Consider the following 25888-nt stretch of genomic DNA (forward strand, 5'->3'; position numbering starts at 1 on the left):
TCGGCCTGCGGAAGTAACGCGCAGGCCGAATAAGCGAAGCGCCATCAGGCGCTCCCGCCAATTACTCGTCCAGCAGCACCACTTTGCCAACATACGGCAGATGGCGATAACGCTGGGCATAGTCAATGCCGTAACCGACCACAAACTCATCTGGAATAGAGAATCCGATAAACTCGACTGGAACATTCACTTCACGACGAGAAGGTTTGTCCAGCAGCGTGCAGATAGCCAGGGATTTCGGCTCGCGCAGGCTCAGAATTTCACGCACTTTGGACAGCGTATTGCCGGAGTCGATGATGTCTTCGACAATCAGCACGTCTTTGCCACGAATGTCTTCATCCAGGTCTTTCAGGATTTTAACATCACGCGTAGTAGACATTCCGCTGCCATAGCTGGATGCCGTCATGAAATCGACTTCGTGGGAGACATGCACTTCACGGCACAAATCCGCCATAAACATAAATGAGCCACGTAACAGACCAACCAGCACCATATCGCTGCCGCTGTCTTTGTAACGTTCGTTAATCTGGCGCCCCAGTTCAGCAATACGCGCTTTGATCTCCGCTTCCGGGATCATCACTTCAACAGTATGTTTCATAAACCTTATAACTCACTGATTTTTATCAGTTGACACATCATGCAGATCGAAAGAAAGCGCTTACGTTGATACACCGACTGACAGACGGCGACCCGCTCTAACCACAAAACTTGCGACAGCATACAAACAATTCAGTTGATGAAGTATACCAGTAAAGAGAGCGGGTTCCTCTGATAGTTCACAGGAGAACCCGTTTGCGTCGTTTTTTGTATGCTTATTAAGCAAAACCTGGTTCGCACGACAGCATGTGGCTAAAACGTTTCCCAATGCGGGTCTTGTGTCGTACTCCCCGCAGAGGTTGCTTGCGGAGCATCCTTAGGCGGTTTCCGATGCTCACTGTTGGAGGTATCGCGAGTGATGCGAAATGCTGCCACGGCCAGTCGTAACTGTTCAGCTTGTTGTTCCAACGAAGCGGCGGCGGCGGCAGACTCTTCTACCAGCGCGGCGTTTTGTTGTGTGACACTGTCCATCTGCGAGACCGCGAGACTCACCTGCTCAATCCCCCGACTCTGTTCCTCTGAGGCTGAGGCGATTTCTCCCATGATGTCCGTCACGCGGGTGACCGCAGCGACAATCTCTTTCATCGTTTTACCCGCGTCCGACACCTGCTGAGATCCCATCCCCACGCTGTGAGTTGAGTTATCAATCAACGCTTTGATCTCTTTGGCTGCCTGAGCGCTACGGCTTGCCAGAGTACGGACTTCACCCGCCACAACAGCAAATCCGCGTCCCTGCTCTCCTGCTCTGGCTGCCTCAACCGCCGCGTTGAGCGCCAGGATATTGGTCTGGAAAGCAATACTGTCGATGACGCTGGTGATCTGCGCTATTTGCTGTGAACTACCGGCAATTTCACTCATCGTGTGCACGACAGTATCAACAACCCGTCCACCGCGCGCGGCAGTATCAGACGCATTCTTAGCCAGTTGAGTCGCCTGTTTCGCATTGTCCGTATTTTGCTTCACGGTTGCAGTAAGCTGTTCCATGCTGGCGGCAGTCTCTTCAAGTGAAGCAGCCTGCTGCTCGGTACGCGAAGACAGATCGTTGTTACCTGACGAGATTTCCGCTGCACCGCTATGAATCGTTTCTGAGCTGTTACGCACCGACGTGACTGTCGAAATCAGCGACTGTCGCATTTCATCTAACCCCGTCGCCAAACGCCCCATTTCATTACGTCCCTGGACGTCGAGTTGATGGGTCAAATCACCACGGGTAATAATGCGGATATGCTCCATAATCTGCGCCAGGGGTTTAAGCAGCATATGCTGCAACCCACTCCAGATCATGCCCAGCACGATGAGCACAGCGACGACAATCGCCCCTAATGTCCATTGCATGCGGGTAAAGCTGTGCTGATTCTCCGCCGCCGCGTGCTGAAGCAACGCGTTATTTTCGTTACGCCACTGGTCATAGCTGGCTTCCATTTCATCTTGCGCCTTCTGAGCATCAAGATCGCCATAGGCCTGATAGTTATTTGCGCGCAGATACTCTATCGATAACGCCATCACGTCGTGCATCTGCCGATACTGTTTTTCCATTTCAGATGCAATTTGCGGATTCTGCCCCGACACCTGCGGCAATGACTGATAATGCGCGAAGTATCCCTCAGCCTTCTTCATCGACTCACTCGCCGTTTTTAGCAAAGTATCAATTGCCGCCAGTGAGGCCGGATCGCGTTGGTTCTTTAAGAAACGAATTGCTACGCGGGTTACCGTTACCCGGGTTTTAATCAGCGTATTGACGCTATCACTCAGATTTTCCTGTTGGGCATTCAGGGTGCCTGAGTTCTGGAAATTATGGCGATCATTGCTTACTGCAGAATAAAAAAAACTTCCTGTCACGGCCTGTAGCAAACAGAAAATGGCGAGAACCAGAAGAATGCCGGTAATAACGCGCACATTTTTAATCATAGTATTTCATCCATTGAACTCACATTGGGTACCCAATGATTATCGGTTCTAAAGGCGATTACTTTATGTGCAATAGCAGAATTTGCAGGAGGTGGGAGTCGTGCGATGAAACACTGTAAAGAGACTGTGTCTCATCCGGCTTACGAGAGATTTCTGCAGGCCGGATAAGCACAGCGCGATTTGTTTAGACGGTGAAGCCGAGCATCATCCCGGTATCTTCATGCTCTAACAGATGGCAGTGCGCCATATAGGCATGCTCCTTTGGCGCGTCATGGTCAAACTTAACCAATACCTCGCTCACGCCACCTTCTACCCGCACCGTGTCCTTCCATCCCGCACGGTGTGCGGCAGGCGCTTTGCCATTCTCAGACAGAATGCGGAACTGCGTGCCGTGAATGTGGAACGGATGCAGCATCATGTCGCCCTGACCGGAAATCACCCAGCGTTCATGCTGCCCTTTTGCCGCGGCAAACATCGGTTTATTCATATCAAACGCCTGACCATTAATCCGGTTGGCATTATGGAAATCAAACGATCCGCCATGCTTCATGTTGCCCATGTTGCCATGCTGCATATTCCCCATCTCACCGTGGTTCATATTGCCATGATTCATATTGCCGTGGTCCATATTGTCATTATTCATATGGCCCATCATCTTTCCATGATCCATACCCGCCATGGCCTGACCGCCGAATTTCTTCATCAGCATTTGCATGCCCATCATATCGAGCATCGGATCCATCGACAGCTGCAGCTTGCGCACCGTCAGACCTTCCAGTGACGGCAGCGATGGCATGGATGTCAGCGTATCCGGCAGCGTGCCGGAAGCGGTAATCAGCAGCGGCTGAACGCGCATCACCGGGTGCGGCTTATCAAATGGCGCAATTGCCATCCCCATCTGGCTAACTGGCAGAGTGACCAGATCAAAAGCTTTGCCGTCACTGACATCCACCAGCACTTCAAAGCGCTCGCCCATCAGCATAGGAAGCTGGGTCACTTTTACCGGTTCCGCCAACAGTCCACCGTCGCTGGCAATGACGTACAAAGGACGATTGTCGCTGGCCGCAATGTTCAGCGAGCGCGCGTTACAACCATTCAACAGACGCAGACGTAGCCAGCCGCGCGGTGCGGCATGCTGAGGATAAATCGCCCCGTTGGTCAGCAGCGTATCGCCAAACCAGCCGACTGCGGCGGTCATGATGTCCAGTTGATAATCAACCTGCCCATCAGCAGAGAACTGTTTGTCCTGAATAATTACCGGCACATCATCAATTCCCCACTGCTTAGGCAGCATCAGCTTGCGAATCTCTTCGTCTTCAATCAGCACCAGTCCGGCCAGCCCCATCGCTACCTGATGACCGGTCTTTCCATGCTGATGAGGGTGGAACCAGCAGGTTGCCGCGCGCTGATCCGGCGTGAAGGTCACTGAACGTTTTCCGCCCGCCGGGATTATGCCTTGCGGCCCACCGTCGACTTCACCAGGGATTTCCAGCCCGTGCCAGTGCAACGTCGTCTCTTCGGCAAGCTGGTTATGGATATCCACGGTCACCGATTGCCCTTTGTTCAGCTTGACCGCCGGTCCGAGCAGATTGCCGTTATATCCCCAGGTCGTCGCTGTTTTACCAGCAAAACTCGACTGTCCGGCTTGCACCACCAACTGCATGCGATTAGATGCATCCGCGGTTAGCAGATCAGGAATGGGCAATGCAGGGCGGTCTGCGGCAAATACGCTCCGGCTCCACAGAGGTAACGCTGACGCTACACCCAGCGCCACGGAGTACTTTAAAAAATCACGACGTTGCATAATCACTTCCTTATATTCAGCAGCTTAAGCAGGCTATCTTTTAAGCATAAGCCTTCCCCTTACGGGAAGGTCAAGTGAACGGCTAATAATAAAGGTCGTCGCTTCGCTCGCAGTATGCTAACGTTTAAATTCCGTGATGCAGTGGTAGAAGCAATGAAGACGTTTTTCAGAACAGTTTTGTTCGGCAGCCTGATGGCCGTATGCGCAAACAGCTACGCGCTCAGCGAGTCCGAAGCCGAAGATATGGCCGATTTAACGGCAGTTTTTGTTTTTCTGAAAAATGACTGTGGATACCAGAATTTGCCTAATGGGCAGATCCGTCGCGCACTGGTCTTTTTTGCCCAGCAAAACCAGTGGGACCTGAGTAATTACGATACCTTCAATATGAAAGCGCTGGGTGAAGACAGCTACCGCGATCTCAGCGGTATCGGCATCCCCACGGCAAAGAAATGCAAAGCACTGGCGCGTGATTCTCTGAGCCTGTTGGCCTACGTGAAGTAACAGACATAGCGGAGCCCGCTGGCTCCGCATGAATTAACGCTGTTGCACAAATTCGCGGTATGCCGCCACAACCTGAAGAAAGTCCTCTACACCACAAAGCGAAAAACTTTCTTCGTCGTAATAGCTCATCCCCTCTTCCATCTCATCTCCAGAGAACTCCAACTGATTAGCGCGAACCATCACTTCTTCGCCATCCAGCCAGAGCGTGTATTCATGCCCTGCTCGCTGCCAGGAGCGCTCACTGCCCTTAACCGCACGCGCCGCCTGTTCCACTTCATCAAGTAAGGCCAGGTTTTCTTTCACTTCTTCATTAAACCAGTGCCCCACCACCTCGTGGCCCATGGACATACGCACTTTTACCACCCCGGTAATATCGCGCAGAAATTCGTAATCCATAATGTCTTCCTCTACTCCCGGCAATGCGCCAATACCGCATCGCGCCTTGCTGTAATTATCGCAGCAGCGCGGCAGAAAAAAAGCGTAGTGGGTATAAGGAATAGAAATAAAAATGCCCGGAGAAGCAGACTTCTCCGGGCATTGATGTGTTTTTACACAAAACGCGTTAGCGCATTACACCGCGGTCTGGAAAATCACACCATCGGCTTTCTCCGTATACTGAGACAGCTGGTCGAAGTTCAGATAACGGTAAGTATCCACGGCAGTTTTATCCACCTGCGCCACATAGGTCTGGTACTCTTCCGCCGTCGGCAGTTTGCCGATCAGCGCCGCAACCGCCGCCAGCTCCGCAGAAGCCAGGTAGACGTTTGCCCCGGTACCTAAACGGTTCGGGAAGTTACGGGTAGAGGTCGAGACCACCGTTGCGCCGTCGGCGACACGCGCCTGGTTACCCATGCACAGAGAGCAGCCTGGAATTTCGATACGCGCACCGCTCTTACCGAACACGCTGTAATAACCTTCTTCGGTCAGCTGTGCCGCATCCATACGAGTTGGCGGAGCCACCCACAGACGCGTCGGCAGTTGGCCTTTGTGCGCATCCAGCAGTTTACCAGCGGCACGGAAGTGGCCGATGTTAGTCATACAGGAGCCGATGAACACTTCGTCGATCTTCTCACCCTGTACATCAGACAGCAGACGCGCGTCGTCCGGATCGTTCGGTGCACACAGGATTGGTTCTTTGATGTCAGCCAGGTCAATGTCGATCACCGCCGCGTATTCTGCGTCAGCGTCGGCTTCCAGCAACTGCGGATCCGCCAGCCATTTTTCCATGCCCTGCACACGACGTTCCAGCGTACGGCGATCGCCGTAACCTTCCGCGATCATCCACTTCAGCAGAACGATGTTAGAGTTCAGATACTCAACGATCGGCTCTTTGTTCAGCTTGATGGTACAGCCCGCAGCAGAACGCTCTGCGGAAGCATCCGTCAGTTCGAACGCCTGCTCCACTTTGAGATCCGGCAGACCTTCGATTTCAAGGATGCGGCCAGAGAAGATGTTCTTTTTACCTTTCTTCTCAACGGTCAGCAGACCCTGTTTGATCGCGTACAGCGGAATGGCGTGAACCAGGTCACGCAGAGTGATACCCGGCTGCATTTTACCCTTGAAGCGCACCAGTACCGATTCCGGCATATCCAGCGGCATCACGCCGGTCGCTGCAGCAAACGCCACCAGACCAGAACCTGCCGGGAAGGAGATCCCAATAGGGAAACGGGTATGGGAGTCACCACCGGTACCTACGGTATCCGGCAGCAGCATACGGTTCAGCCAGGAGTGGATAACACCATCGCCCGGACGCAGGGAAACACCACCACGGTTCATGATGAAGTCTGGCAGCGTGTGGTGCGTGGTCACGTCAACCGGCTTCGGATAGGCAGCGGTGTGACAGAAGGACTGCATCACCAGGTCAGCTGAGAAGCCCAGGCATGCCAGGTCTTTCAGTTCGTCACGGGTCATTGGACCGGTGGTATCCTGAGATCCCACGGAGGTCATCTTCGGTTCGCAGTACGCGCCCGGACGGATACCTTTCACGCCGCAGGCGCGGCCAACCATTTTCTGTGCCAGGGAGAAGCCACGGCTGCTTTCCGCCACGTCTTTCGCCTGACGGAAGACGTCTGAGTGCGGCAGACCCAGTGCTTCGCGCGCTTTGGTGGTCAGGCCACGACCGATGATCAACGGAATACGACCACCGGCACGTACTTCGTCGATCAGGACATCGGTTTTCAGCTCAAAGCTGGCCAGCAGTTCGCCTGTTTCGTGGTTGCGTACTTCGCCTTTGAACGGGTAAACGTCAATCACGTCGCCCATGTTCATGTTCGACACGTCCACTTCAATCGGCAGTGCGCCCGCATCTTCCATGGTGTTGAAGAAGATAGGTGCAATTTTGCCGCCGAGGCACAGGCCGCCGCCGCGCTTGTTCGGCACATGAGGAATGTCGTCACCCATGAACCACAGCACGGAGTTGGTCGCGGATTTACGCGAAGAACCGGTACCGACAACATCACCCACATAAGCCAGCGGGTAACCTTTTTTCTGCAATTCTTCGATCTGTTTGATCGGGCCAACTACGCCCGGCTGATCCGGTTCGATACCTTCACGGGTGTTTTTCAGCATCGCCAGCGCGTGCAGCGGGATATCTGGGCGGGACCATGCGTCCGGAGCCGGAGAGAGGTCATCGGTGTTGGTTTCACCGGTAACTTTAAAGACGGTAACGGTGATTTTTTCAGCCAGAGCCGGACGGTTCAGGAACCATTCGGCATCGGCCCAGGATTGCATTACCTGCTTCGCATATTCGTTGCCCGCTTTGGCTTTTTCTTCCACATCGTAGAAGTTATCGAACATCAGCAGCGTTGAAGAGAGCGCTTTGGCGGCAATCGGTGCCAGTTTGGCGTCATCCAGCGCGTCGATCAGCGGATGAATGTTGTAACCACCCTGCATGGTGCCCAGCAGTTCAATGGCTTTTTCTGGGGTAACCAGCGGGGAGGTGGTGTCGCCTTTCGCGACGGCAGCGAGAAAACCAGCTTTAACATAAGCGGCTTCATCTACGCCAGGAGGAACACGGTTGATCAACAGGTCTAACAGGAATTCTTCTTCGCCCACAGGCGGGGTCTTCAGCAGCTCGACAAGTGCGGCCATTTGGGTTGCGTCTAAAGGTTTTGGCACAATCCCCTGGGCAGCACGCTCAGCTACGTGCTTACGGTATTCTTCTAGCACGACGATATCTCCTCGCTCTCATTGTCATAATGCGGCGCTTTTGTAGATGGGCGATTCTCTTCACGCTCCTGTGAGACAGTAGTTAGTAGGGTAAATGCCCGGTACCGCATAAGGCACAATAACAGGATTTTCATTAAGTGTTAATCCGTTTACAAAAAAGCAACATAAAAAATTGGCTGAATCGTTAAGAATGGTGTAGCGGCAAGGCGGAACGCAATTCAGGCTACCTAAAACCACCCTGAAACGGTTGATTTTCAAGCGCGAGATGCTGAATTTTCCAGCGACTTTTCAGCCATCAGATATAATTGTGTAATAAATCCTCACACTCTTTTTCCGGACCTACCGGGTGAATCCCCAATAAAAGTCAAAACTGTCTAACACGGGTGAATAATACTCGCGGCAACAGGAACGCCTCACGGCACAGCGCTTGTCTCGTTGGAGTCATTTTATGAAGTTGCCCCTTAAGCCACATCTGCTTGTCCTTTTGTGCAGTGTCGGGCTGTTTGCCGCCTCAGGCGTGATGTTCGTTAAAAGTCGTGCTACGGAGCCTGCAGTTCCGGCCCCCGTTGCACAGCAACCGTCAGTACCGGCTCCAGCGCCCATAGCGGCCCCTGCCCCGGCCGACCAAACAGCGCCCGTCGTGGCACCAACCTACTCGGCAGCACAAATCGATCAGTGGGTTGCACCTATCGCACTCTATCCAGACTCGCTGCTGTCGCAAATTTTGATGGCCTCAACCTATCCGGCTAACGTCATCCAGGCCGCACAGTGGTCAAAAGACAATCCCAAAATGCAGGGCGACGCCGCCATTCAGGCCGTTGCCAGCCAGCCCTGGGATCCCAGCGTGAAATCGCTGGTCGCCTTTCCTCAGTTGATGTCGCTGATGGGTGAAAATCCGCCGTGGGTACAAAGTCTGGGCGATGCTTTCCTTGCGCAGCCAAAAGATGTTATGGATTCCGTTCAACGCCTGCGTGCACTGGCGCAACAGACCGGTGCGTTGCAATCGACACCGCAGCAGACAGTCACCACCGTGACCAAAGCGGCGCCGGCTAAAACCGTCACCAGCGAGTCGACGACCAGTTCAGTGACCACAACAGCCACGACCGCCTCAACAAGCCCAACGGTAATCAAAATTGAATCCGCCGATCCGCAGGTGGTGTACGTTCCTACCTATAACCCGAATACGGTTTACGGTACCTGGCCGAACACCGCCTATCCGCCAACCTATCTGCCGCCAACGCCCGGCGAGCAGTTTGGTAACAGCTTCGTTAATGGTTTAGGCTTCAGCCTCGGTGTTGCAACAACCTATGCCATCTTCAGCAACATCGACTGGGATGACGACGACGATCACCATCATAATGATGACTGGGATAACCATGGCGGCTATAACCGTAATGGTGATAACAACATCAATATTAACGTTGATAACTTTAATAAAATCAGTGGACAACGACTGACAGACGCCAACCGTACCTGGCAGCACAACCCGGCCTATCGTGAGGGTGTGCCATACCCAAATAACCAGCTCAATAACCGCTTCCACTCCACTAACACGGCTACAGGCTTAAGTTCAACCCAGCAAAGACCGGTCAACCGTGATAGCCAACGCCAGGCTGCGATGAGCCAAATGGAAAAATCAACGGGAAAAACATTCCCGCAGACGGCGCGTACGGGCACGAAAGACGCCCAGCGTCAGGCATCCAGCCAACAGCTGAAGCAAATTTCCCAACGTAATAACTACCGTGGTTACGATACCAAACCGCAAACCGCGAAACGGACAAGCACACAGCAACGTGAGAATCGTCAGGCAGCCGCCCAGCGACAGGAGAAACGGGTCACGCAACCGGCGCAGCAACGCAATGTGCAACAGCGCAATCTTCAACAACGGACCAGCCAGCCACGCGCCAATGCGCTGAGCGGGAACGACAGTCGCTCCGCCAACTGGCAGGCGCAGCAACAGCGAGGGGCACAGAGCCGGCAGGTCGCCCGTAATCAGCCATCGCGCCAGCCTTCTGGCGGGCGTGCTGAACACCGTGAATTCCGTCATCGTTAAGGGAACCGACATGAAAAATAAACTACTCAGTGGAATTGTGTTGTTCATGGTTTCGGCTGCCGCGATGGCACAACAATCTTTCAGCACACCAGACCAGGCGACCGATGCGCTGGCAAACGCGATTAGTGAGCAAAATGAAAGTGCAATGAGCAACCTGCTCGGGGAAAACTGGCGTGATTTTCTACCGCCAGAAGGCGTCGATCCTGATGCGGTTGATCGTTTCCTGCGCGACTGGAAGGTTCGCCATAATACCGTTGTCGACGGCAATACCGCGCATCTGGTGGTCGGGGATAGCGACTGGCAACTGCCAATCCCGGTCGTCAAAAACGCTTCAGGCTGGCAATTTGATATCAAGGAAGCGGCCGAAGAGATCCTGACCCGTGAGATTGGACGAAACGAACTCGCGGCTATCGAGGCGTTACACGCTTATGTAGATGCCCAGCAGAGCTATTTTGCGATGAACCAGAAATACGCGCAAAAGATTGTCAGTTCTGAAGGGAAAAAAGATGGTCTGTACTGGCCTGTTTCACCCGGCGAAGCGCCAAGCCCACTCGGCCCGGCCTTTAGTCCACAGGAACCTGGCACGGGCTATCACGGCTATCATTTTCGTATCCTTCCCGACAAAACCAGCGGTTTTGCCATGGTGGCCTGGCCTGTTAGCTATGATCACACCGGCGTGATGAGTTTTATGATTAACGGTGATGATAAAGTCTATCAGGCCGATCTCGGCGTTGATTCTCAGCAAAAAGCACAGGCGTTAACCACATTCCATCCGGATAAAACCTGGCAGCCCGTAGCGCCCTGATACCAATTCGAAAGATTAGTTGGCCGGGTAAGGCGTAGCCGCCCCCCGGCAACCCACAGCAAATTACAGGATGTTAGCGACAGATTTCGCCAACTGAGCTTCCAGAACCGGCTTCGCTTCTTCGAACTTCAGATTCACTTTGTTAGCATTAGACACGACGCGAGTCTGATATTTTGCACGATCGCCTTGCGCGCTGCTGGTTTGCAACTTGATACCGGATGTCCCTTGACGCAACGCCGCAACGTTATCCGTTGTCACTTTCGCTTTGCTGCGTTCAGAGATCTGCAGGTCAGTGACCATGGTGTAGTTTACGTCTTCCACCATCGCATCCGCAGCCATGCCGATCAGCCCCGCCGCGATACCAACACCCAGCGCCGCACCAGAGGAGTTGCTATTATAGGCGGTAATCCCCGCACCCAACGCTGCGCCCATCGCGGCACCTTCATAACCCGTTTTCAGGAAGCCCTGAGCTTCACGCAGATCCATTTTGTCCGCTTTCAATACGTTCGCCTGTACCCAGTAATAAGCGCTGTCTGGTGAACTGGTCACTTTATAACCTTTCGCGGACAGGTCATTTGCCAGCAGGGTTTGCAGGTTACTCATGTCTTTGTCAGAGGTATTTTTTACCTGAATGTAGACGGTCTTCTCGCTGGAAGGCTCCAGCCAGATGGTTTCACTCATCTGCGTTTTCACTTCAAGGTTACGTTTTTTAACGGCGGTGGTCATCGCGCCACAACCGGTCAGCGTCATTGCCGCGACAATCATGCCAACAACCGCGATTTTTTTTAAAGACATGTATTTTCCTTTTTTCGTGTAATAGAGAGTCCAGAGCCTCTTAACCGCGCGGCCAGTAGCCACACAATGGCGAAAAAAGTATCGGCAGTTGCGCAATTTTTTTTAGTGGAGATATCAATAAGATGACTACCAGAACTGGTAGCTTTCGGGAAAAAAAACGCCTCCGAAGAGGCGTTTTCACAAAAACGGGAAGATTACTTTTTCTTCGCTTTCGGGTTCGGCAGGTCGGTGATGCTACCTTCGAACACTTCAGCTGCCAGACCAACGGACTCGTGCAGAGTCGGGTGAGCGTGGATGGTCAGCGCGATGTCTTCAGCGTCACAGCCCATTTCGATCGCCAGACCGATTTCACCCAGCAGCTCGCCGCCGTTGGTACCGACAATCGCACCACCGATCACACGGTGAGATTCTTTGTCGAAAATCAGTTTGGTCATACCGTCTGCGCAGTCAGAAGCGATAGCACGGCCAGAAGCAGCCCACGGGAAGGTGGCGGTTTCGTAGCTGATGCCTTTTTCTTTCGCTTCTTTCTCAGTCAGGCCAACCCATGCAACTTCTGGTTCAGTGTACGCGATGGATGGAATAACTTTCGGATCGAAGTAGTGTTTCTTACCGGCGATAACTTCAGCGGCAACGTGACCTTCGTGAACACCTTTGTGCGCCAGCATCGGCTGACCGACGATATCGCCGATAGCAAAGATGTGCGGCACGTTGGTGCGCAGCTGTTTGTCAACGCGGATGAAGCCACGGTCATCAACTTCAACGCCAGCTTTGCCCGCATCGAGGTTTTTACCGTTCGGTACACGACCGATAGCTACCAGCACAGCATCGTAACGCTGAGCTTCGGCAGGGGCTTTTTTGCCTTCCATGGAAACGTAGATACCGTCTTCTTTCGCTTCAACGGCGGTCACTTTGGTTTCCAGCATCAGGTTGAATTTCTTGCTGATACGCTTGGTGAAGACTTTAACCACGTCTTTGTCGGCAGCTGGGATAACCTGGTCGAACATTTCAACCACGTCGATCTCTGAACCCAGCGCATGGTACACGGTACCCATTTCCAGACCGATAATACCGCCGCCCATAACCAGCAGGCGCTTAGGAACAGTTTTCAATTCCAGCGCGTCAGTGGAGTCCCACACGCGCGGATCTTCGTGCGGAATGAAAGGCAGTTCGATCGGACGGGAACCCGCCGCGATGATCGCGTTGTCGAAGTTGATTACGGTTTTGCCGTTTTCGCCTTCAACTTCCAGGGTGTTCGCCCCAGTAAATTTACCCAGACCGTTAACCACTTTCACTTTACGGCCTTTGGCCATACCAGCCAGACCGCCAGTCAGTTGAGTGATAACTTTTTCTTTCCAGGTACGAATCTTGTCGATATCGGTTTTCGGCTCGCCAAAAACGATACCGTGTTCAGCCAGCGCTTTGGCTTCTTCGATAACTTTTGCTACGTGCAGCAGCGCTTTAGAAGGGATACAGCCGACGTTCAGACAAACACCACCGAGGGTGCTGTAACGTTCTACTATGACGGTCTCCAGACCTAAATCTGCGCAACGGAAGGCAGCAGAGTAACCTGCAGGGCCTGCCCCAAGTACCACGACCTGAGTTTTGATTTCAGTGCTCATCATGACCTCTTAATTTATACCCGTCGTCCACCGGGTCGTTCTATCCGCCCGTATTTTACAAAATTGTTAACAATTTTGAAACAACAAACGGCAACCGATTTGTCTTTCGCACAATAACCTCACTGACTTCATGAGATTACCAGAAAAAAGCCGGCCGTCGGGCCGGCTTTTTCGCTTACATCACCAGGCGGCGAATGTCAGACAGCATGTTGTTGATGATGGTGATAAAGCGCGCACCATCCGCACCGTCAATTACACGGTGGTCGAAGGAGAGCGAAATCGGCATCATCAGACGCGGCATAAACTCTTTACCGTTCCACACTGGCTCCATAGAGGACTTGGAGACACCGAGGATAGCCACTTCCGGCGCGTTCACAATCGGCGCGAAGTGGGTAGTACCCAGGCCACCGATGCTGGAGATGGTGAAGCAACCGCCCTGCATTTCGCCAGCAGTCAGCTTGCCATCACGCGCTTTCTTGGAGATCACGGTCAGTTCACGAGACAGCTCGGTAATGCTCTTCTTGTTCACGTCTTTGAAGACCGGAACAACCAGACCATTCGGAGTATCAACCGCTACACCGATGTTGATGTATTTCTTCAGGGTCAGGCGCTGACCGTCTTCAGACAGGGAGCTGTTAAAGCGCGGCATCTGTTCCAGAGCTGCGGCAACGGCTTTCATGATGAAGACTACTGGGGTAAATTTCACGTCCAGTTTACGTTTTTCAGCTTCGGCGTTCTGCTGTTTACGGAACGCTTCCAGATCGGTGATATCGGTCTTATCGAAGTGAGTAACGTGCGGGATCATCACCCAGTTACGGCTCAGGTTAGCACCAGAGATTTTCTGGATACGGCCCAGTTCCACTTCTTCGATTTCACCAAACTTGCTGAAGTCCACTTTCGGCCAAGGCAGCATGCCCGGGATACCGCCGCCTGCTGCTGCAGCCGGAGCCGCTTCAGCACGCTTGATAGCGTCTTTCACGTAAGCCTGAACGTCTTCACGCAGGATACGACCTTTACGGCCAGAACCTTTCACTTTCGCCAGGTTCACACCGAATTCGCGCGCCAGGCGACGAATCAGCGGTGTTGCATGAACGTAAGCGTCGTTTTCAGCAAACTCAGATTTGCCTTCCGCTTTCGCGGCCGGAGCTGCGGCTTGCGCAGGCGCTGGTGCTGCGGCCGGAGCCGGAGCAGCTGCTTGTGCTGGAGCGGCTGCAGGTGCTGCGCCTTCGACTTCGAAGACCATAATCAGAGAACCGGTTTTAACTTTGTCGCCGGTGCTGATTTTGATTTCTTTCACGGTGCCCGCGAACGGTGCCGGAACTTCCATTGACGCTTTATCGCCTTCAACGGTGATCAGTGATTGCTCAGCGGCAATTTTATCGCCCACTTTAACCATCACTTCAGTGACTTCGACTTCGTCACCGCCGATATCCGGTACGTTAACTTCTTTCGAGCCGGAAGCAGCCGGAGCCGCCGCTGCTGCTGGAGCAGCCGCCTGAGCCGGTGCAGCAGCAGGCGCTGCGCCCGCTACTTCGAAGACCATAATCAGGGAACCGGTAGACACTTTGTCGCCGGTGTTGATTTTGATCTCTTTAACGGTACCCGCGAACGGTGCCGGAACTTCCATTGACGCTTTGTCACCTTCAACGGTGATCAGAGACTGTTCAGCCGCAACGGTGTCGCCCACTTTAACCATGATCTCGGTAACTTCAACTTCGTCGCCGCCGATGTCCGGTACGTGTACGTCTTTCGCCGCCGCAGCAGCAGGTGCTGTTGCCGGAGCCGCTTCTTTCTTCTCTTCTGCCGGAGCAGGTGCAGCTGCTGCTGCACCGTCGGCGGAATCGAAAATCATGATCAGTTTGCCGGTCTCAGTTTTATCGCCAACAGAGACTTTGATCTCTTTAACGATACCAGCCTGAGGAGACGGAACTTCCATAGAGGCTTTGTCGCCTTCTACGGTGATCAGCGACTGTTCAGCTTCAACTTTGTCGCCCACTTTGACCAGGATCTCGGTGATTTCAACTTCATCAGCCCCGATGTCCGGTACATTGATTTCGATAGCCATTATTCTTTTACCTCTTACGCCAGACGCGGGTTAACTTTATCTGCATCGATGTTGAATTTGGTGATTGCGTCTGCAACCACTTTCTTATCGATTTCGCCACGTTTAGCCAGTTCGCCCAGGGCCGCTACAACCACGTAGGAAGCATCAACTTCGAAGTGGTGACGCAGGTTTTCACGGCTGTCAGAGCGACCGAAACCGTCGGTACCCAGTACGCGATAATCATCAGCCGGTACATAAGTACGAACCTGTTCGGCAAACAGTTTCATATAGTCAGTAGATGCTACTGCCGGAGCGTCGTTCATCACCTGAGCGATGTACGGAACGCGCGGAGTTTCCATCGGGTGCAGCATGTTCCAGCGCTCACAATCCTGGCCATCACGCGCCAGTTCAGTGAAGGAGGTTACGCTGTAAACGTCAGAACCTACACCGTAGTCGTTCGCCAGGATCTGTGCTGCTTCACGGACGTGACGCAGGATAGAACCGGAGCCCAGCAGCTGAACTTTACCTTTCTTACCTTCGAGGGTTTCGAGTTTGTAGATACCTTTACGGATACCTTCCTCGGCACCTGCTGGCATTGCCGGCATGTGGTAGTTTTCGTTCAGCGTGGTGATGTAGTAGTAAACGTTCTCTTGTTTCTCACCGTACATACGCTCCAGACCATCGTGCATGATGACCGCAACTTCGTACGCGTAAGACGGATCGTAAGAGATACAGTTCGGGATAGTCAGAGACTGAATATGGCTGTGACCATCTTCGTGCTGCAGACCTTCACCGTTCAGCGTCGTACGACCGGAAGTACCACCAATCAGGAAGCCACGAGCCTGTTGGTCGCCTGCCTGCCAGCACAGGTCACCGATACGCTGGAACCCGAACATGGAGTAGTAGATGTAGAACGGAATCATCGGCAGATCGTTGGTGCTGTAAGAGGTCGCAGCAGCCAGCCAGGATGCGCCAGCACCCAGTTCGTTGATACCTTCCTGCAGGATCTGACCTTTCTCGTCTTCTTTATAGTAAGCAACCTGCTCACGGTCCTGCGGGGTGTACTGCTGACCGTTCGGGCTGTAGATACCGATCTGACGGAACAGACCTTCCATACCGAAAGTACGTGCTTCATCAGCGATGATCGGAACCAGACGATCTTTGATCGACTTGTTCTTCAGCATCACGTTCAGGGCACGAACGAAAGCGATAGTGGTGGAGATTTCTTTGTTCTGCTCTTCCAGCAGCGCACCGAAGTCTTCCAGAGCCGGCAGTTCCAGCTTCTCAGTGAAGTTCGGCTGACGAGCTGGCAGGTAGCCATGCAGTTTCTGACGCTGAGCGTGCAGATAAGTGTGCTCTTCAGAACCTTCCGGGAAGGTGATGTAAGACAGGTTTTCAACCTGCTCATCGGTCACAGGAACGTTGAAACGGTCGCGGATATAACGCACGCCGTCCATGTTCATTTTCTTAACCTGGTGAGCGATGTTTTTACCTTCAGCGGTATCACCCATGCCGTAACCTTTAATGGTATGGGCGAGGATTACAGTTGCTTTGCCTTTGGTTTCCTGCGCTTTTTTCAGTGCAGCGTAAACTTTCTTCGGATCGTGACCACCGCGGTTCAGAGACCAAATTTGCTCATCAGTCCAGTCAGCAACCAGTGCTGCGGTTTCCGGGTATTTACCGAAGAAGTGCTCACGTACGTATGCACCATCTTTGGATTTGAAGGTCTGGTAGTCGCCGTCAACGGTTTCGTTCATCAGCTGGATCAGTTTACCGCTGGTGTCTTTACGCAGCAGCTCATCCCAACGACCGCCCCACATGACTTTGATAACGTTCCAGCCAGCGCCCGCGAAGATGCCTTCCAGTTCGTTAACAATCTTGCCGTTACCGGTTACCGGGCCGTCAAGACGCTGCAGGTTACAGTTGATCACAAAGACCAGGTTGTCCAGTTTTTCACGGGTCGCGATGGTGATCGCACCTTTTGATTCTGGCTCATCCATCTCGCCGTCGCCCAGGAAGGCGTAAACGGTTTGTTTAGAGGTATCTTTCAGACCACGGTGTTCCAGATATTTCAGGAATTTAGCCTGGTAGATAGCACCGATTGGGCCCAGACCCATAGATACGGTCGGGAACTGCCAGAATTCTGGCATCAGTTTCGGGTGCGGGTAGGAAGACAGGCCTTTGCCATGAACTTCCTGACGGAAGTTGTTCATCTGCTCTTCAGTCAGACGACCTTCCAGGAATGCGCGTGCATAGATGCCCGGAGAGATGTGGCCCTGGAAGTACACCAGATCGCCGCCATCTTGCTCGTTGCGTGCACGGAAGAAGTGGTTGAAGCAAACATCATATACCGTTGCGGAGGACTGGAAGGATGCCATGTGGCCACCCAGCTCGAGGTCCTTTTTAGACGCGCGCAGTACGGTCATGATGGCGTTCCAACGGATAGCAGAACGAATACGACGTTCCAGCTCCAGATTGCCCGGGTATTCCGGTTCATCTTCAACGGCAATAGTGTTTACATAATTGCTGGCCCCTGCACCTGCCGCTACTTTCACGCCGCCTTTGCGGGCTTCTGAAAGCAGTTGGTCGATCAGATACTGAGCACGCTCAACACCTTCTTCACGGATGACCGATTCGATCGCCTGTAGCCAGTCGCGAGTTTCGATCGGATCCACGTCATTTGGGAAACGTTCTGACATGGGGGTATTCCTTATCTATCTAATACGTTGAGTTATCTGGAACCTGTCCCATTACGTTCTCGCCAGAGAGCGTAATAAGACAGGTTCTGCGTTTAGTTGCCGCGCACTTTATATGGCGCTTGATTTACAACATCTTCTGGTTAACGTTCTGCCAGAAAAATCACTAATTCTTTCGTTGCTCCAGACGGCGTAAGGCGCGTTCACGACGGCTTTCCTCACGGCTTCTGTCCAGCAGAATCTCTTCGATAAACGCCAAGTGACGGTGGGACGCTTCACGCGCCTCTTCCGGCTTCCCGGCAATAATTGCTTCAAAAATACGGGTACGGTGACTGCTAACCAGTGGCAGCATTTCACGACGCGCATACAGCAATTCGAAGTTTTGCCGAACGTTCTGGGCCAGCATCGGCTCCATACACCTTAGCAAATGGAGCAGCACCACATTATGTGCCGCTTCGGTGACAGCAATTTGATACTGGAGTACTGCATCAGATTCACCGTCAAGATCGCCGGACTGTTGAGCAAGCTCGATCGCATGGTGGAGTTCACGGATACGCGTTTTGTCTTCATCCGTGCTGCGCAGTGCAGCGTAATAAGCTGCAATACCTTCCAGCGCATGGCGCGTCTCAAGCAGGTCAAACTGGGATTCAGGATGGTCGGAGAGCAGCTCTACCAGTGGGTCGCTAAAGCTCTGCCACAGGCTGCTCTGAACAAAAGTGCCACCGCCCTGACGACGAAGCAGTAACCCCTTCGCTTCAAGGCGTTGGATCGCCTCGCGTAAGGAGGGGCGGGAGACGTCGAACTGTTTTGCCAGCTCGCGTTCCGGTGGGAGTTTTTCTCCGGGGCGAAGTGTCCCCTCAAGAATTAAAAACTCCAGCTGCTGCTCAATCACATCGGAGAGTTTTGGTTGGCGGATTTTGCTGTAGGCCATGATTTCCTGTCTTAAGCCATTTGCCCGGAGTCAATTGGTCTTACCAATTTCATGTTCTTGACGCTAAAGTAACAAAGTATTCACCTTCTGTCCATACAGGTTTTGATTGAAATCAGTAAAGGAGGCATATTTTAACAACATTACAGAAATAACGTTTCAAACATGTAACTATGCACAAATGTTAAATTTACCCACCTCGAGGTAGTTTTAACGGAATTGAAACGAAAAATTATCTCATCTGAACCGATTCACCTGCTTATTTATCGATACTTAAATCACTATTAATGAATAGAAATTCAAAATAGAAATTTTGTGGTAGATAAACTCGCATTTACAAATGGTTTCTTTTTATTCAACTCGTCATCTCCCCCGCATAAAGCAGGTGCATTCGCGCTCACATATCATTATTCTGATCAAGACAAAAGCATTAAGGCAACATTTCATTAAAAGCATCTGTAAACAAATTAATACAACAAACGGAATTGCAAACTTACACACGCATTGCTGCGTAGTTCAAAAAATAAGTACTCGAAATATGAAGAGTAAAACCACACACGAGGTTTCATGATGGAAAGTCAACAGCATGGCGATCAGCTCAAGCGCGGTCTTAAGAACCGCCATATACAGCTAATCGCGCTGGGTGGCGCGATTGGTACCGGGTTATTCCTCGGTAGCGCATCCGTTATCCAGTCTGCAGGACCGGGTATTATTCTGGGTTACGCTATTGCCGGCTTTATCGCCTTTTTGATTATGCGTCAGTTAGGTGAAATGGTGGTTGAAGAGCCGGTAGCAGGCTCCTTTAGCCACTTTGCTTATAAATACTGGGGCAGTTTCGCGGGTTTCGCCTCTGGCTGGAACTACTGGGTACTGTACGTGCTGGTTGCCATGGCTGAGCTGACTGCAGTCGGTAAATATATCCAGTTCTGGTACCCGGAGATCCCAACCTGGGCCTCTGCTGCAGCCTTCTTCGTGATTATCAACGCCATTAACCTGACCAACGTGAAAGTGTTTGGTGAGATGGAGTTCTGGTTCGCCATTATTAAAGTCATTGCTGTCGTCGCGATGATCATCTTCGGCGGCTGGCTGCTGTTCAGCGGCAACGGCGGGCCGCAGGCCAGCGTCAGCAACCTGTGGAACCAGGGGGGCTTCCTGCCGCATGGTTTCACCGGTCTGGTGATGATGATGGCGATTATCATGTTCTCTTTCGGTGGACTGGAGCTGGTTGGGATCACCGCAGCAGAAGCGGATAACCCGGAGCAAAGCATTCCCAAAGCAACCAACCAGGTTATCTACCGTATCCTGATTTTCTATGTGGGTTCGCTGGCGGTTCTGCTTTCCCTGATGCCGTGGACGCGCGTTACGGCTGATACCAGCCCGTTTGTCCTTATTTTCCACGAACTGGGCGACACGTTTGTTGCTAATGCCCTGAACATCGTGGTGCTGACTGCTGCCCTTTCTGTCTATAACAGCTGTGTGTACTGCAACAGCCGTATGCTGTTCGGTCTGGCACAGCAGGGCAATGCGCCGAAAGCGCTGATGAACGTCGACAAACGCGGCGTGCCGGTGAACACCATTCTGGTTTCCGCACTGGTGACGGCTCTGTGCGTGCTGATCAACTACCTGGCGCCAGAATCTGCCTTTGGCCTGTTGATGGCGCTGGTAGTTTCCGCACTGGTGATCAACTGGGCAATGATTAGCCTTGCGCACATGAAGTTCCGCAAAGCCAAACAGCAGCAGGGTGTTACCACCCGCTTCCCGGCGCTGCTCTATCCGCTGGGTAACTGGGTGTGCCTGATTTTCATGGCTGCAGTACTGGTGATTATGCTGATGACGCCGGGCATGGCGATCTCGGTGTACTTAATCCCAGTATGGATTGCTATTCTTGGCATTGGTTACCTGTTCAAACAGAAAACGGCCGGCACGGTTAAAGCACATTAATTTTTCCTCCCCCACCTGCGCCAGGTGGGGGTTGTTACCTGCCTCACACTTTCCCACTCACGACTGTTTAGTCCATATCAGCGGCGTTATCCTGCAACGCAAAAACACCGGTACCAGACAATAATTCTCTCCATATTTCATTCATGGAGTGCAGTTGATGGAAACCAGTAAGCTCACGGTGAAAGAAAAGATTGGCTATGGAATGGGCGACGCCGGATGCAACATCATCTTTGGCGCCATCATGTTGTTTGTTAACTATTTTTACACAGACATTTTTGGTCTAGCGCCTGCTCTGGTCGGCGTATTACTGCTCTCAGTACGCGTTATTGATGCCGTTACTGATCCCATTATGGGCGCAATGGCCGACCGTACGCGCAGCAAATATGGTCGATTTCGTCCATGGCTTTTGTGGATGGCTTTCCCATACGCATTATTCAGCGTATTGATGTTTACCACCCCGGAATGGACCTATAACAGCAAAGTTATCTATGCCTTTGTTACCTATTTCCTGCTCTCAATTACCTATACGGCGATCAATATCCCCTATTGCTCTCTCGGCAGCGTCATCACCAACGATCCGCAAGAACGCGTCGCCTGCCAGTCATATCGCTTTGTATTGGTAGGAATTGCAACTCTGCTGCTGTCACTCACCCTGCTCCCCATGGCCGACTGGTTCGGCGGGGAAGACAAAGCCAAAGGGTATCAAATGGCGATGGCGGTACTGGCCTTCATCGGCATGTGTATGTTCCTGTTCTGCTTTGCAACCGTCCGTGAGCGTGTCCGTCCTGCCGTCCCGACCAATGACGATTTAAAAGCCGATCTAAAAGATGTGTGGAAGAACGATCAGTGGGTAAAAATTCTGCTGTTAACCCTGTGCAACGTCTGTCCGGGTTTTATTCGCATGGCTGCCACCATGTACTACGTGACCTGGGTTATGCAGCAGAGTACACAATTTGCGACGTTGTTTATCAGTCTTGGCGTTGTAGGCATGATGATCGGCAGCATGTTGGCGAAGGTATTAACCGATCGCTGGTGCAAACTGAAAGTGTTCTTCTGGACCAATATCATCCTGGCGATTTTCTCCGCCGCGTTTTACTTCTTCGATCCGAAAGCCACCATGATGATTATGGTGCTCTACTTCCTGCTCAACATCCTGCATCAGATCCCATCCCCGCTGCACTGGTCGCTGATGGCGGATGTCGATGACTATGGCGAGTGGAAAACCGGTAAACGTATCACCGGAATCAGCTTCTCCGGTAACCTGTTCTTCCTGAAACTGGGTCTGGCGATTGCCGGAGCGATGGTCGGCTTCCTGCTCTCCTGGTACGGCTACGACGCTGGGGCGAAAACGCAAAGCGACTCCGCCATTAACGGTATTATGCTGCTGTTTACCATCATACCGGGCGCAGGCTACCTGATTACTGCAGGCGTGGTTCGTCTGCTGAAAGTTGACCGCGAGTTTATGCAGCAAATCCAGACAGATTTAGAAAAGCGCCGCGCCAACTACCGTGAACTGAATGAATACCACGATATAAAAACGACTGAAACCGTAAGGAAAGCCTAATGAATCAGTGGCCAAATCCCTTTATTGAACAGCGTGCCGATCCGTTTATCTTACGTGACGGTAGCCACTACTATTTCATTGCTTCAGTACCTGAATATGACCGGCTGGAGATACGCCGGGCCGACTCGCTGGAAGGGTTGCGCACTGCCGCCCCGGTTATCATCTGGCGCAAGCCAGAAAGCGGCCCCATGAGCCAACTCATCTGGGCGCCCGAAATCCATCATCTGGCAGGCAAGTGGTACATCTATTTTGCCGCCACGCACACACAGTCGCTCGACAAGCTGGGGATGTTCCAGCATCGCATGTTTGCGCTCGAATGTGCCGACACCGATCCGCTGACCGGAAAGTGGACGGAGAAAGGTCAGATTAAAACGCAGTTTGATACCTTTGCGCTCGATGCCACCACCTTTAACCATCAGGGAAAACAGTGGTATCTATGGGCGCAGAAATCGCCCGATATCGCCGGAAACTCCAATATCTATCTCGCAGAACTGGAAAATCCATGGACGATTAAAGGCGAGCCGGTCATGCTAAGCCATCCTGAATATGACTGGGAATGCCGGGGTTTTTGGGTCAACGAAGGTCCTGCCGTCATGGTTCACGGCGACAAGTTGTTTATCAGCTATTCCGCCAGCGCTACTGATGAGAACTACTGTATGGGATTATTGTGGATTGACTTAGACGCAGATCCGCTCACCCCGCAGAACTGGCACAAATCACCGCGCCCGGTCTTTACCACCAGCTATGAAAACCGCCAGTTTGGGCCAGGACACAACAGCTTTACGCAAACGCCAGAAGGTGAAGATGTGCTGGTGTATCACGCGAGAAATTACACCGAAATCGAGGGCGATCCGCTGTACGACCCAAACCGCCACACTCGTCTGAAGCTCGTGCGTTGGGACGAAAACGGCATGCCAGATTTTGGCATCCCGCCTGCTGATACGAACTAAACCGTTGCACTGCCCGGTGGCGCTAACGCTTACCGGGCCTACACGTTTTTCCATTGTAGGCCGGATAAGCGTTAGCGCCATCCGGCACAACGCTATACTAATGCCCCATAAATGGTCAGCAACGCAATAATCACCACCACCACAAACGAGGTCTTCTTCGCCATCGAAACAGCCGCTTTTGGCGTTTCGACTTTATCGGTATGAGGTTCGCGCGCCAGCGAGAACTGCGCCAGGCGCGTAAGCACCTGATATTGCGAAGTATGCAGATCAGCAAGCGACGCAAACCAGGCTGGCAACGCCTTCTCGCCGTGTCCTAACAGCGCATAGACCACGCCCGCCAGGCGCACCGGGATCCAGTCCAGCACATGCAGGATCGCATCGATACCCGATTGCAGACGCTGATGCGGCGTCTGAAAGCGCGCCAGCCAGGACTGCCAGGCACGTAAAAAAGCATAACCCACCAGCGTCACCGGTCCCCACGGGCCACCGACAATCAGCCAGAATAACGGCGCCAGGTAAAAGCGAAAGTTGTTCCATAACAGCGCGTTCTGCAGTTCACGCAAAAACTCACGCTCATCACAGTCCGGCGGAACACCATGGATAAGCGTTAGCTCGCTGGCCATCGCCTCACGAGCGTGAGCGTCATCGCGAGCCGCCGCGTTCAGATAGGCATGATAATGAAGACGTGTCTTACCAGCGCCGATGCACAGCAAGCCAATTAAGATCCACGCCACCAGCAACGGAACGTTAAACAGCAGCCCATGAAGTGCGCGCAGTAGCAGAAACGTTACTCCCATCGCAATAAGAGTCATGCCTACCGTACGCATCATCGAGAAATGCTTAATCCGGCGGAAAAAAGCTTCAACCCGGTGATCAAGCTGCCAGTGCTCACCCAGCTTAAACAGGCGTTCAACAATCAACACCAGTAATGTTGTAAACAGCGTCATGTCATCTCCTTGTGCGACGAGGGGGTGACCAGGGCGCGAAACCTTGCCCAGTCAAATGAGGGCCCGGGATCGGTCTTACGCTCGGGCGCAATATTGCAATGTCCGGTCATATTGTTAGCAATAGCCGGATAACGCGTAATCAGGGCATTGGTCACGGCTGCCAGTTGCTGGTACTGCGCGTCGGTATAGGCCAGCGTATCCGTCCCTTCCAGCTCAATACCAATTGAGAAATCATTACAGCGTTCGCGGCCCTGATAGCTTGAGACGCCGGCATGCCAGGCGCGTTTATCAAAGGGGACATACTGTACGATTTCACCATCACGGCGAATTAAACAATGGGCCGAAACGCGCAAATGGGCGATTCCGGCAAAATAAGGATGGGCGTTGGGATCAATCGTGCCGGTAAACAGCGCGTCTATCCACGGGCCGCCAAACTCGCCAGGCGGCAGGCTGATATTATGCACCACCAGCAGAGAAGGGTTTTCGTCATCCGGGCGGCAATCGTAATGCGGAGAGGGAACGCGTCGCGCCTCTGCCAGCCAGCCCTCGTCTAACAACATGCAGAATCTCCTTATTGGTGGTGCTCATATCAGGTTCAGAGTAGCATGTTTCCACCTTATGATTCGTTAGCAATTTGGAGTTTTATCATGCCGCCTCGCCGCTATAACCCTGACTACCGACGTGACGCGCTGTTGGAACGCATAAATCTCGATATCCCTGCCGCTGTCGCTCAGGCGCTGCGTGAAGATTTAGGCGGAGAAGTTGATGCCAATAACGATATCACTGCACAGCTTTTACCCGAAGACATGCGCTCCCACGCTACCGTAATCACCCGCGAAGATGGCGTTTTTTGTGGGAAACGTTGGGTGGAAGAGGTCTTTATTCAACTGGCTGGCGATGATGTAAACATCACCTGGCATGTCGAAGATGGCGACAGCATTAAGGCTAATCAGCCACTGTTTGAACTGGACGGCCCTTCCCGCGTGTTACTGACCGGTGAACGTACCGCGCTTAATTTTGTGCAGACGCTTTCAGGTGTAGCAAGCGAGGTGCGTAAATACGTCGACCTGTTAGCGGGGACCAAGACCCAACTGCTGGATACGCGTAAAACCCTGCCAGGACTGCGTACCGCGCTAAAATACGCCGTATTGTGCGGCGGCGGCGCGAATCATCGTTTGGGGCTGTCCGACGCTTTCCTGATTAAAGAAAACCACATTATTGCTTCCGGCTCGGTACGTCAGGCCGTAGAAAAAGCATTCTGGTTGCACCCGGATGTGCCGGTTGAAGTCGAAGTAGAAAGCCTGGATGAGCTGGACGACGCGCTGAAAGCCGGGGCCGACATCATCATGCTCGATAACTTCGAAACCGACCAAATGCGCGAAGCGGTAAAACGCACCAACGGCCAGGCGCGTCTGGAAGTCTCGGGCAATGTCACCCATGAAACGCTGCGCGAATTTGCCGAAACCGGCGTGGATTTCATCTCTGTTGGCGCGCTGACCAAACATGTTCGCGCACTCGATCTCTCCATGCGTTTTCGCTAATTGCTGATTGTATTGCCCGATGGTGCT

19 protein-coding genes are annotated in these 25888 nt (G+C 52.7%); 7 read left to right on the forward strand and 12 right to left on the reverse strand.

The genetic code is table 11. The features are described from left to right. Positions 1-61: 61 nt before the first annotated feature. From hpt to cueO, 3 genes are all read right to left on the reverse strand, one after another. On the reverse strand, positions 62-598 hold the full coding sequence (hpt, locus tag SK33_RS19415; RefSeq protein WP_003018658.1) for a hypoxanthine phosphoribosyltransferase: 537 nt from the start codon (positions 596-598) through the stop codon (positions 62-64). A gap of 251 nt (positions 599-849) precedes the next feature. After that, positions 850-2505, reverse strand: coding sequence for a methyl-accepting chemotaxis citrate transducer (gene tcp / locus SK33_RS19420; protein ID WP_003018660.1), 1656 nt, complete (start codon positions 2503-2505; stop codon positions 850-852). A gap of 184 nt (positions 2506-2689) precedes the next feature. After that, positions 2690-4309 (reverse strand): multicopper oxidase CueO, encoded by a 1620-nt coding sequence (gene cueO, locus SK33_RS19425; RefSeq protein WP_003018664.1) that lies wholly within the window; start codon positions 4307-4309, stop codon positions 2690-2692. Between the two features lie 153 nt (positions 4310-4462). Here cueO and SK33_RS19430 point away from each other — a divergent pair, with 153 nt between their 5' ends. Continuing rightward, complete coding sequence (locus SK33_RS19430; protein ID WP_003018667.1) at positions 4463-4810, forward strand: YacC family pilotin-like protein; 348 nt, start codon at positions 4463-4465, stop codon at positions 4808-4810. Between the two features lie 33 nt (positions 4811-4843). Here the strand turns inward: SK33_RS19430 and yacL are convergent, their stop codons facing one another. Both yacL and acnB read right to left on the reverse strand, forming a co-directional pair. Beyond that, positions 4844-5206, reverse strand: coding sequence for a protein YacL (gene yacL / locus SK33_RS19435; protein WP_003018670.1), 363 nt, complete (start codon positions 5204-5206; stop codon positions 4844-4846). 174 nt (positions 5207-5380) lie between these two features. Continuing rightward, entirely contained in the window at positions 5381-7978 is a 2598-nt protein-coding gene (gene acnB, locus SK33_RS19440; protein ID WP_048219697.1) for a bifunctional aconitate hydratase 2/2-methylisocitrate dehydratase, read from the reverse strand. 448 nt (positions 7979-8426) lie between these two features. On the opposite strand from acnB, the gene SK33_RS19445 reads away from it, so the two are divergent. After that, positions 8427-10031 carry a DUF3300 domain-containing protein gene (locus SK33_RS19445; protein ID WP_003018676.1) on the forward strand — a complete coding sequence of 535 codons (1605 nt, stop codon included), beginning with the start codon at positions 8427-8429 and terminating at the stop codon, positions 10029-10031. Positions 10032-10041: 10 nt separating this feature from the next. Next, positions 10042-10836 carry a DUF2950 family protein gene (locus SK33_RS19450; protein WP_003018680.1) on the forward strand — a complete coding sequence of 265 codons (795 nt, stop codon included), beginning with the start codon at positions 10042-10044 and terminating at the stop codon, positions 10834-10836. Positions 10837-10899: 63 nt separating this feature from the next. On the opposite strand, the gene traT is transcribed toward SK33_RS19450, so the two are convergent. The 5 genes from traT to pdhR all read right to left on the reverse strand — a co-directional run bounded on the left by traT (position 10900) and on the right by pdhR (position 18921). Continuing rightward, entirely contained in the window at positions 10900-11631 is a 732-nt protein-coding gene (gene traT / locus SK33_RS19455) for a complement resistance protein TraT (RefSeq protein ID WP_003018683.1), read from the reverse strand. Between the two features lie 194 nt (positions 11632-11825). Further along, a complete protein-coding gene (lpdA, locus tag SK33_RS19460) occupies positions 11826-13250 on the reverse strand; it encodes a dihydrolipoyl dehydrogenase (RefSeq protein WP_003018686.1) in 1425 nt (474 codons plus the stop codon). A gap of 175 nt (positions 13251-13425) precedes the next feature. Further along, positions 13426-15315, reverse strand: coding sequence for a pyruvate dehydrogenase complex dihydrolipoyllysine-residue acetyltransferase (gene aceF / locus SK33_RS19465; RefSeq protein WP_048219699.1), 1890 nt, complete (start codon positions 15313-15315; stop codon positions 13426-13428). 14 nt (positions 15316-15329) lie between these two features. Then, entirely contained in the window at positions 15330-17993 is a 2664-nt protein-coding gene (gene aceE, locus SK33_RS19470) for a pyruvate dehydrogenase (acetyl-transferring), homodimeric type (RefSeq protein WP_003837462.1), read from the reverse strand. A gap of 163 nt (positions 17994-18156) precedes the next feature. Next, positions 18157-18921 (reverse strand): pyruvate dehydrogenase complex transcriptional repressor PdhR, encoded by a 765-nt coding sequence (gene pdhR, locus SK33_RS19475; RefSeq protein ID WP_003018699.1) that lies wholly within the window; start codon positions 18919-18921, stop codon positions 18157-18159. A gap of 564 nt (positions 18922-19485) precedes the next feature. Here pdhR and aroP point away from each other — a divergent pair. The 3 genes from aroP (at position 19486) to SK33_RS19490 (ending at position 23373) form a co-directional block, all read left to right on the forward strand. After that, positions 19486-20859 (forward strand): aromatic amino acid transporter AroP, encoded by a 1374-nt coding sequence (gene aroP, locus SK33_RS19480; protein WP_085951556.1) that lies wholly within the window; start codon positions 19486-19488, stop codon positions 20857-20859. Between the two features lie 157 nt (positions 20860-21016). Then, positions 21017-22423: a glycoside-pentoside-hexuronide (GPH):cation symporter gene (locus SK33_RS19485; RefSeq protein ID WP_003837460.1), complete on the forward strand. Its 1407-nt coding sequence runs from the start codon at positions 21017-21019 to the stop codon at positions 22421-22423. Then, on the forward strand, positions 22423-23373 hold the full coding sequence (locus SK33_RS19490) for a glycoside hydrolase family 43 protein (RefSeq protein ID WP_048219701.1): 951 nt from the start codon (positions 22423-22425) through the stop codon (positions 23371-23373). The genes SK33_RS19485 and SK33_RS19490 overlap by 1 nt, the downstream gene beginning before the upstream one ends. A 92-nt stretch (positions 23374-23465) precedes the next feature. Here SK33_RS19490 and ampE read toward each other — a convergent pair whose 3' ends face one another. Both ampE and ampD read right to left on the reverse strand, forming a co-directional pair. Next, the gene (gene ampE / locus SK33_RS19495) at positions 23466-24320 is read right to left on the reverse strand and encodes a beta-lactamase regulator AmpE (RefSeq protein WP_048219702.1); all 855 of its coding nucleotides are present in this window, start codon (positions 24318-24320) and stop codon (positions 23466-23468) included. After that, positions 24317-24880 carry a 1,6-anhydro-N-acetylmuramyl-L-alanine amidase AmpD gene (gene ampD / locus SK33_RS19500; protein ID WP_003018719.1) on the reverse strand — a complete coding sequence of 188 codons (564 nt, stop codon included), beginning with the start codon at positions 24878-24880 and terminating at the stop codon, positions 24317-24319. Before ampD ends, ampE begins: the two co-directional genes overlap by 4 nt. Positions 24881-24967: 87 nt before the next feature. Between ampD and nadC the strand changes: the two genes are divergently transcribed. After that, positions 24968-25861 (forward strand): carboxylating nicotinate-nucleotide diphosphorylase, encoded by an 894-nt coding sequence (gene nadC / locus SK33_RS19505; protein WP_003837454.1) that lies wholly within the window; start codon positions 24968-24970, stop codon positions 25859-25861. Positions 25862-25888: the final 27 nt, after the last annotated feature.

This window comes from Citrobacter sp. MGH103 (assembly GCF_001034475.2).
Taxonomy (GTDB): Bacteria; Pseudomonadota; Gammaproteobacteria; order Enterobacterales; family Enterobacteriaceae; genus Citrobacter; species Citrobacter freundii.

Excerpts from the sequence above, each read along its gene's own strand:
- hpt (WP_003018658.1), bottom strand. The coding sequence starts at position 598 with ATGAAACATACTGTTGAAGTGATGATCCCGGAAGCGGAGATCAAAGCG.
- tcp (WP_003018660.1), bottom strand. The coding sequence starts at position 2,505 with ATGATTAAAAATGTGCGCGTTATTACCGGCATTCTTCTGGTTCTCGCC.
- cueO (WP_003018664.1), bottom strand. The coding sequence starts at position 4,309 with ATGCAACGTCGTGATTTTTTAAAGTACTCCGTGGCGCTGGGTGTAGCG.
- SK33_RS19430 (WP_003018667.1), top strand. The coding sequence starts at position 4,463 with ATGAAGACGTTTTTCAGAACAGTTTTGTTCGGCAGCCTGATGGCCGTA.
- yacL (WP_003018670.1), bottom strand. The coding sequence starts at position 5,206 with ATGGATTACGAATTTCTGCGCGATATTACCGGGGTGGTAAAAGTGCGT.
- SK33_RS19445 (WP_003018676.1), top strand. The coding sequence starts at position 8,427 with ATGAAGTTGCCCCTTAAGCCACATCTGCTTGTCCTTTTGTGCAGTGTC.
- SK33_RS19450 (WP_003018680.1), top strand. The coding sequence starts at position 10,042 with ATGAAAAATAAACTACTCAGTGGAATTGTGTTGTTCATGGTTTCGGCT.
- traT (WP_003018683.1), bottom strand. The coding sequence starts at position 11,631 with ATGTCTTTAAAAAAAATCGCGGTTGTTGGCATGATTGTCGCGGCAATG.
- lpdA (WP_003018686.1), bottom strand. The coding sequence starts at position 13,250 with ATGAGCACTGAAATCAAAACTCAGGTCGTGGTACTTGGGGCAGGCCCT.
- aceF (WP_048219699.1), bottom strand. The coding sequence starts at position 15,315 with ATGGCTATCGAAATCAATGTACCGGACATCGGGGCTGATGAAGTTGAA.
- aceE (WP_003837462.1), bottom strand. The coding sequence starts at position 17,993 with ATGTCAGAACGTTTCCCAAATGACGTGGATCCGATCGAAACTCGCGAC.
- pdhR (WP_003018699.1), bottom strand. The coding sequence starts at position 18,921 with ATGGCCTACAGCAAAATCCGCCAACCAAAACTCTCCGATGTGATTGAG.
- aroP (WP_085951556.1), top strand. The coding sequence starts at position 19,486 with ATGATGGAAAGTCAACAGCATGGCGATCAGCTCAAGCGCGGTCTTAAG.
- SK33_RS19485 (WP_003837460.1), top strand. The coding sequence starts at position 21,017 with ATGGAAACCAGTAAGCTCACGGTGAAAGAAAAGATTGGCTATGGAATG.
- SK33_RS19490 (WP_048219701.1), top strand. The coding sequence starts at position 22,423 with ATGAATCAGTGGCCAAATCCCTTTATTGAACAGCGTGCCGATCCGTTT.
- ampE (WP_048219702.1), bottom strand. The coding sequence starts at position 24,320 with ATGACGCTGTTTACAACATTACTGGTGTTGATTGTTGAACGCCTGTTT.
- ampD (WP_003018719.1), bottom strand. The coding sequence starts at position 24,880 with ATGTTGTTAGACGAGGGCTGGCTGGCAGAGGCGCGACGCGTTCCCTCT.
- nadC (WP_003837454.1), top strand. The coding sequence starts at position 24,968 with ATGCCGCCTCGCCGCTATAACCCTGACTACCGACGTGACGCGCTGTTG.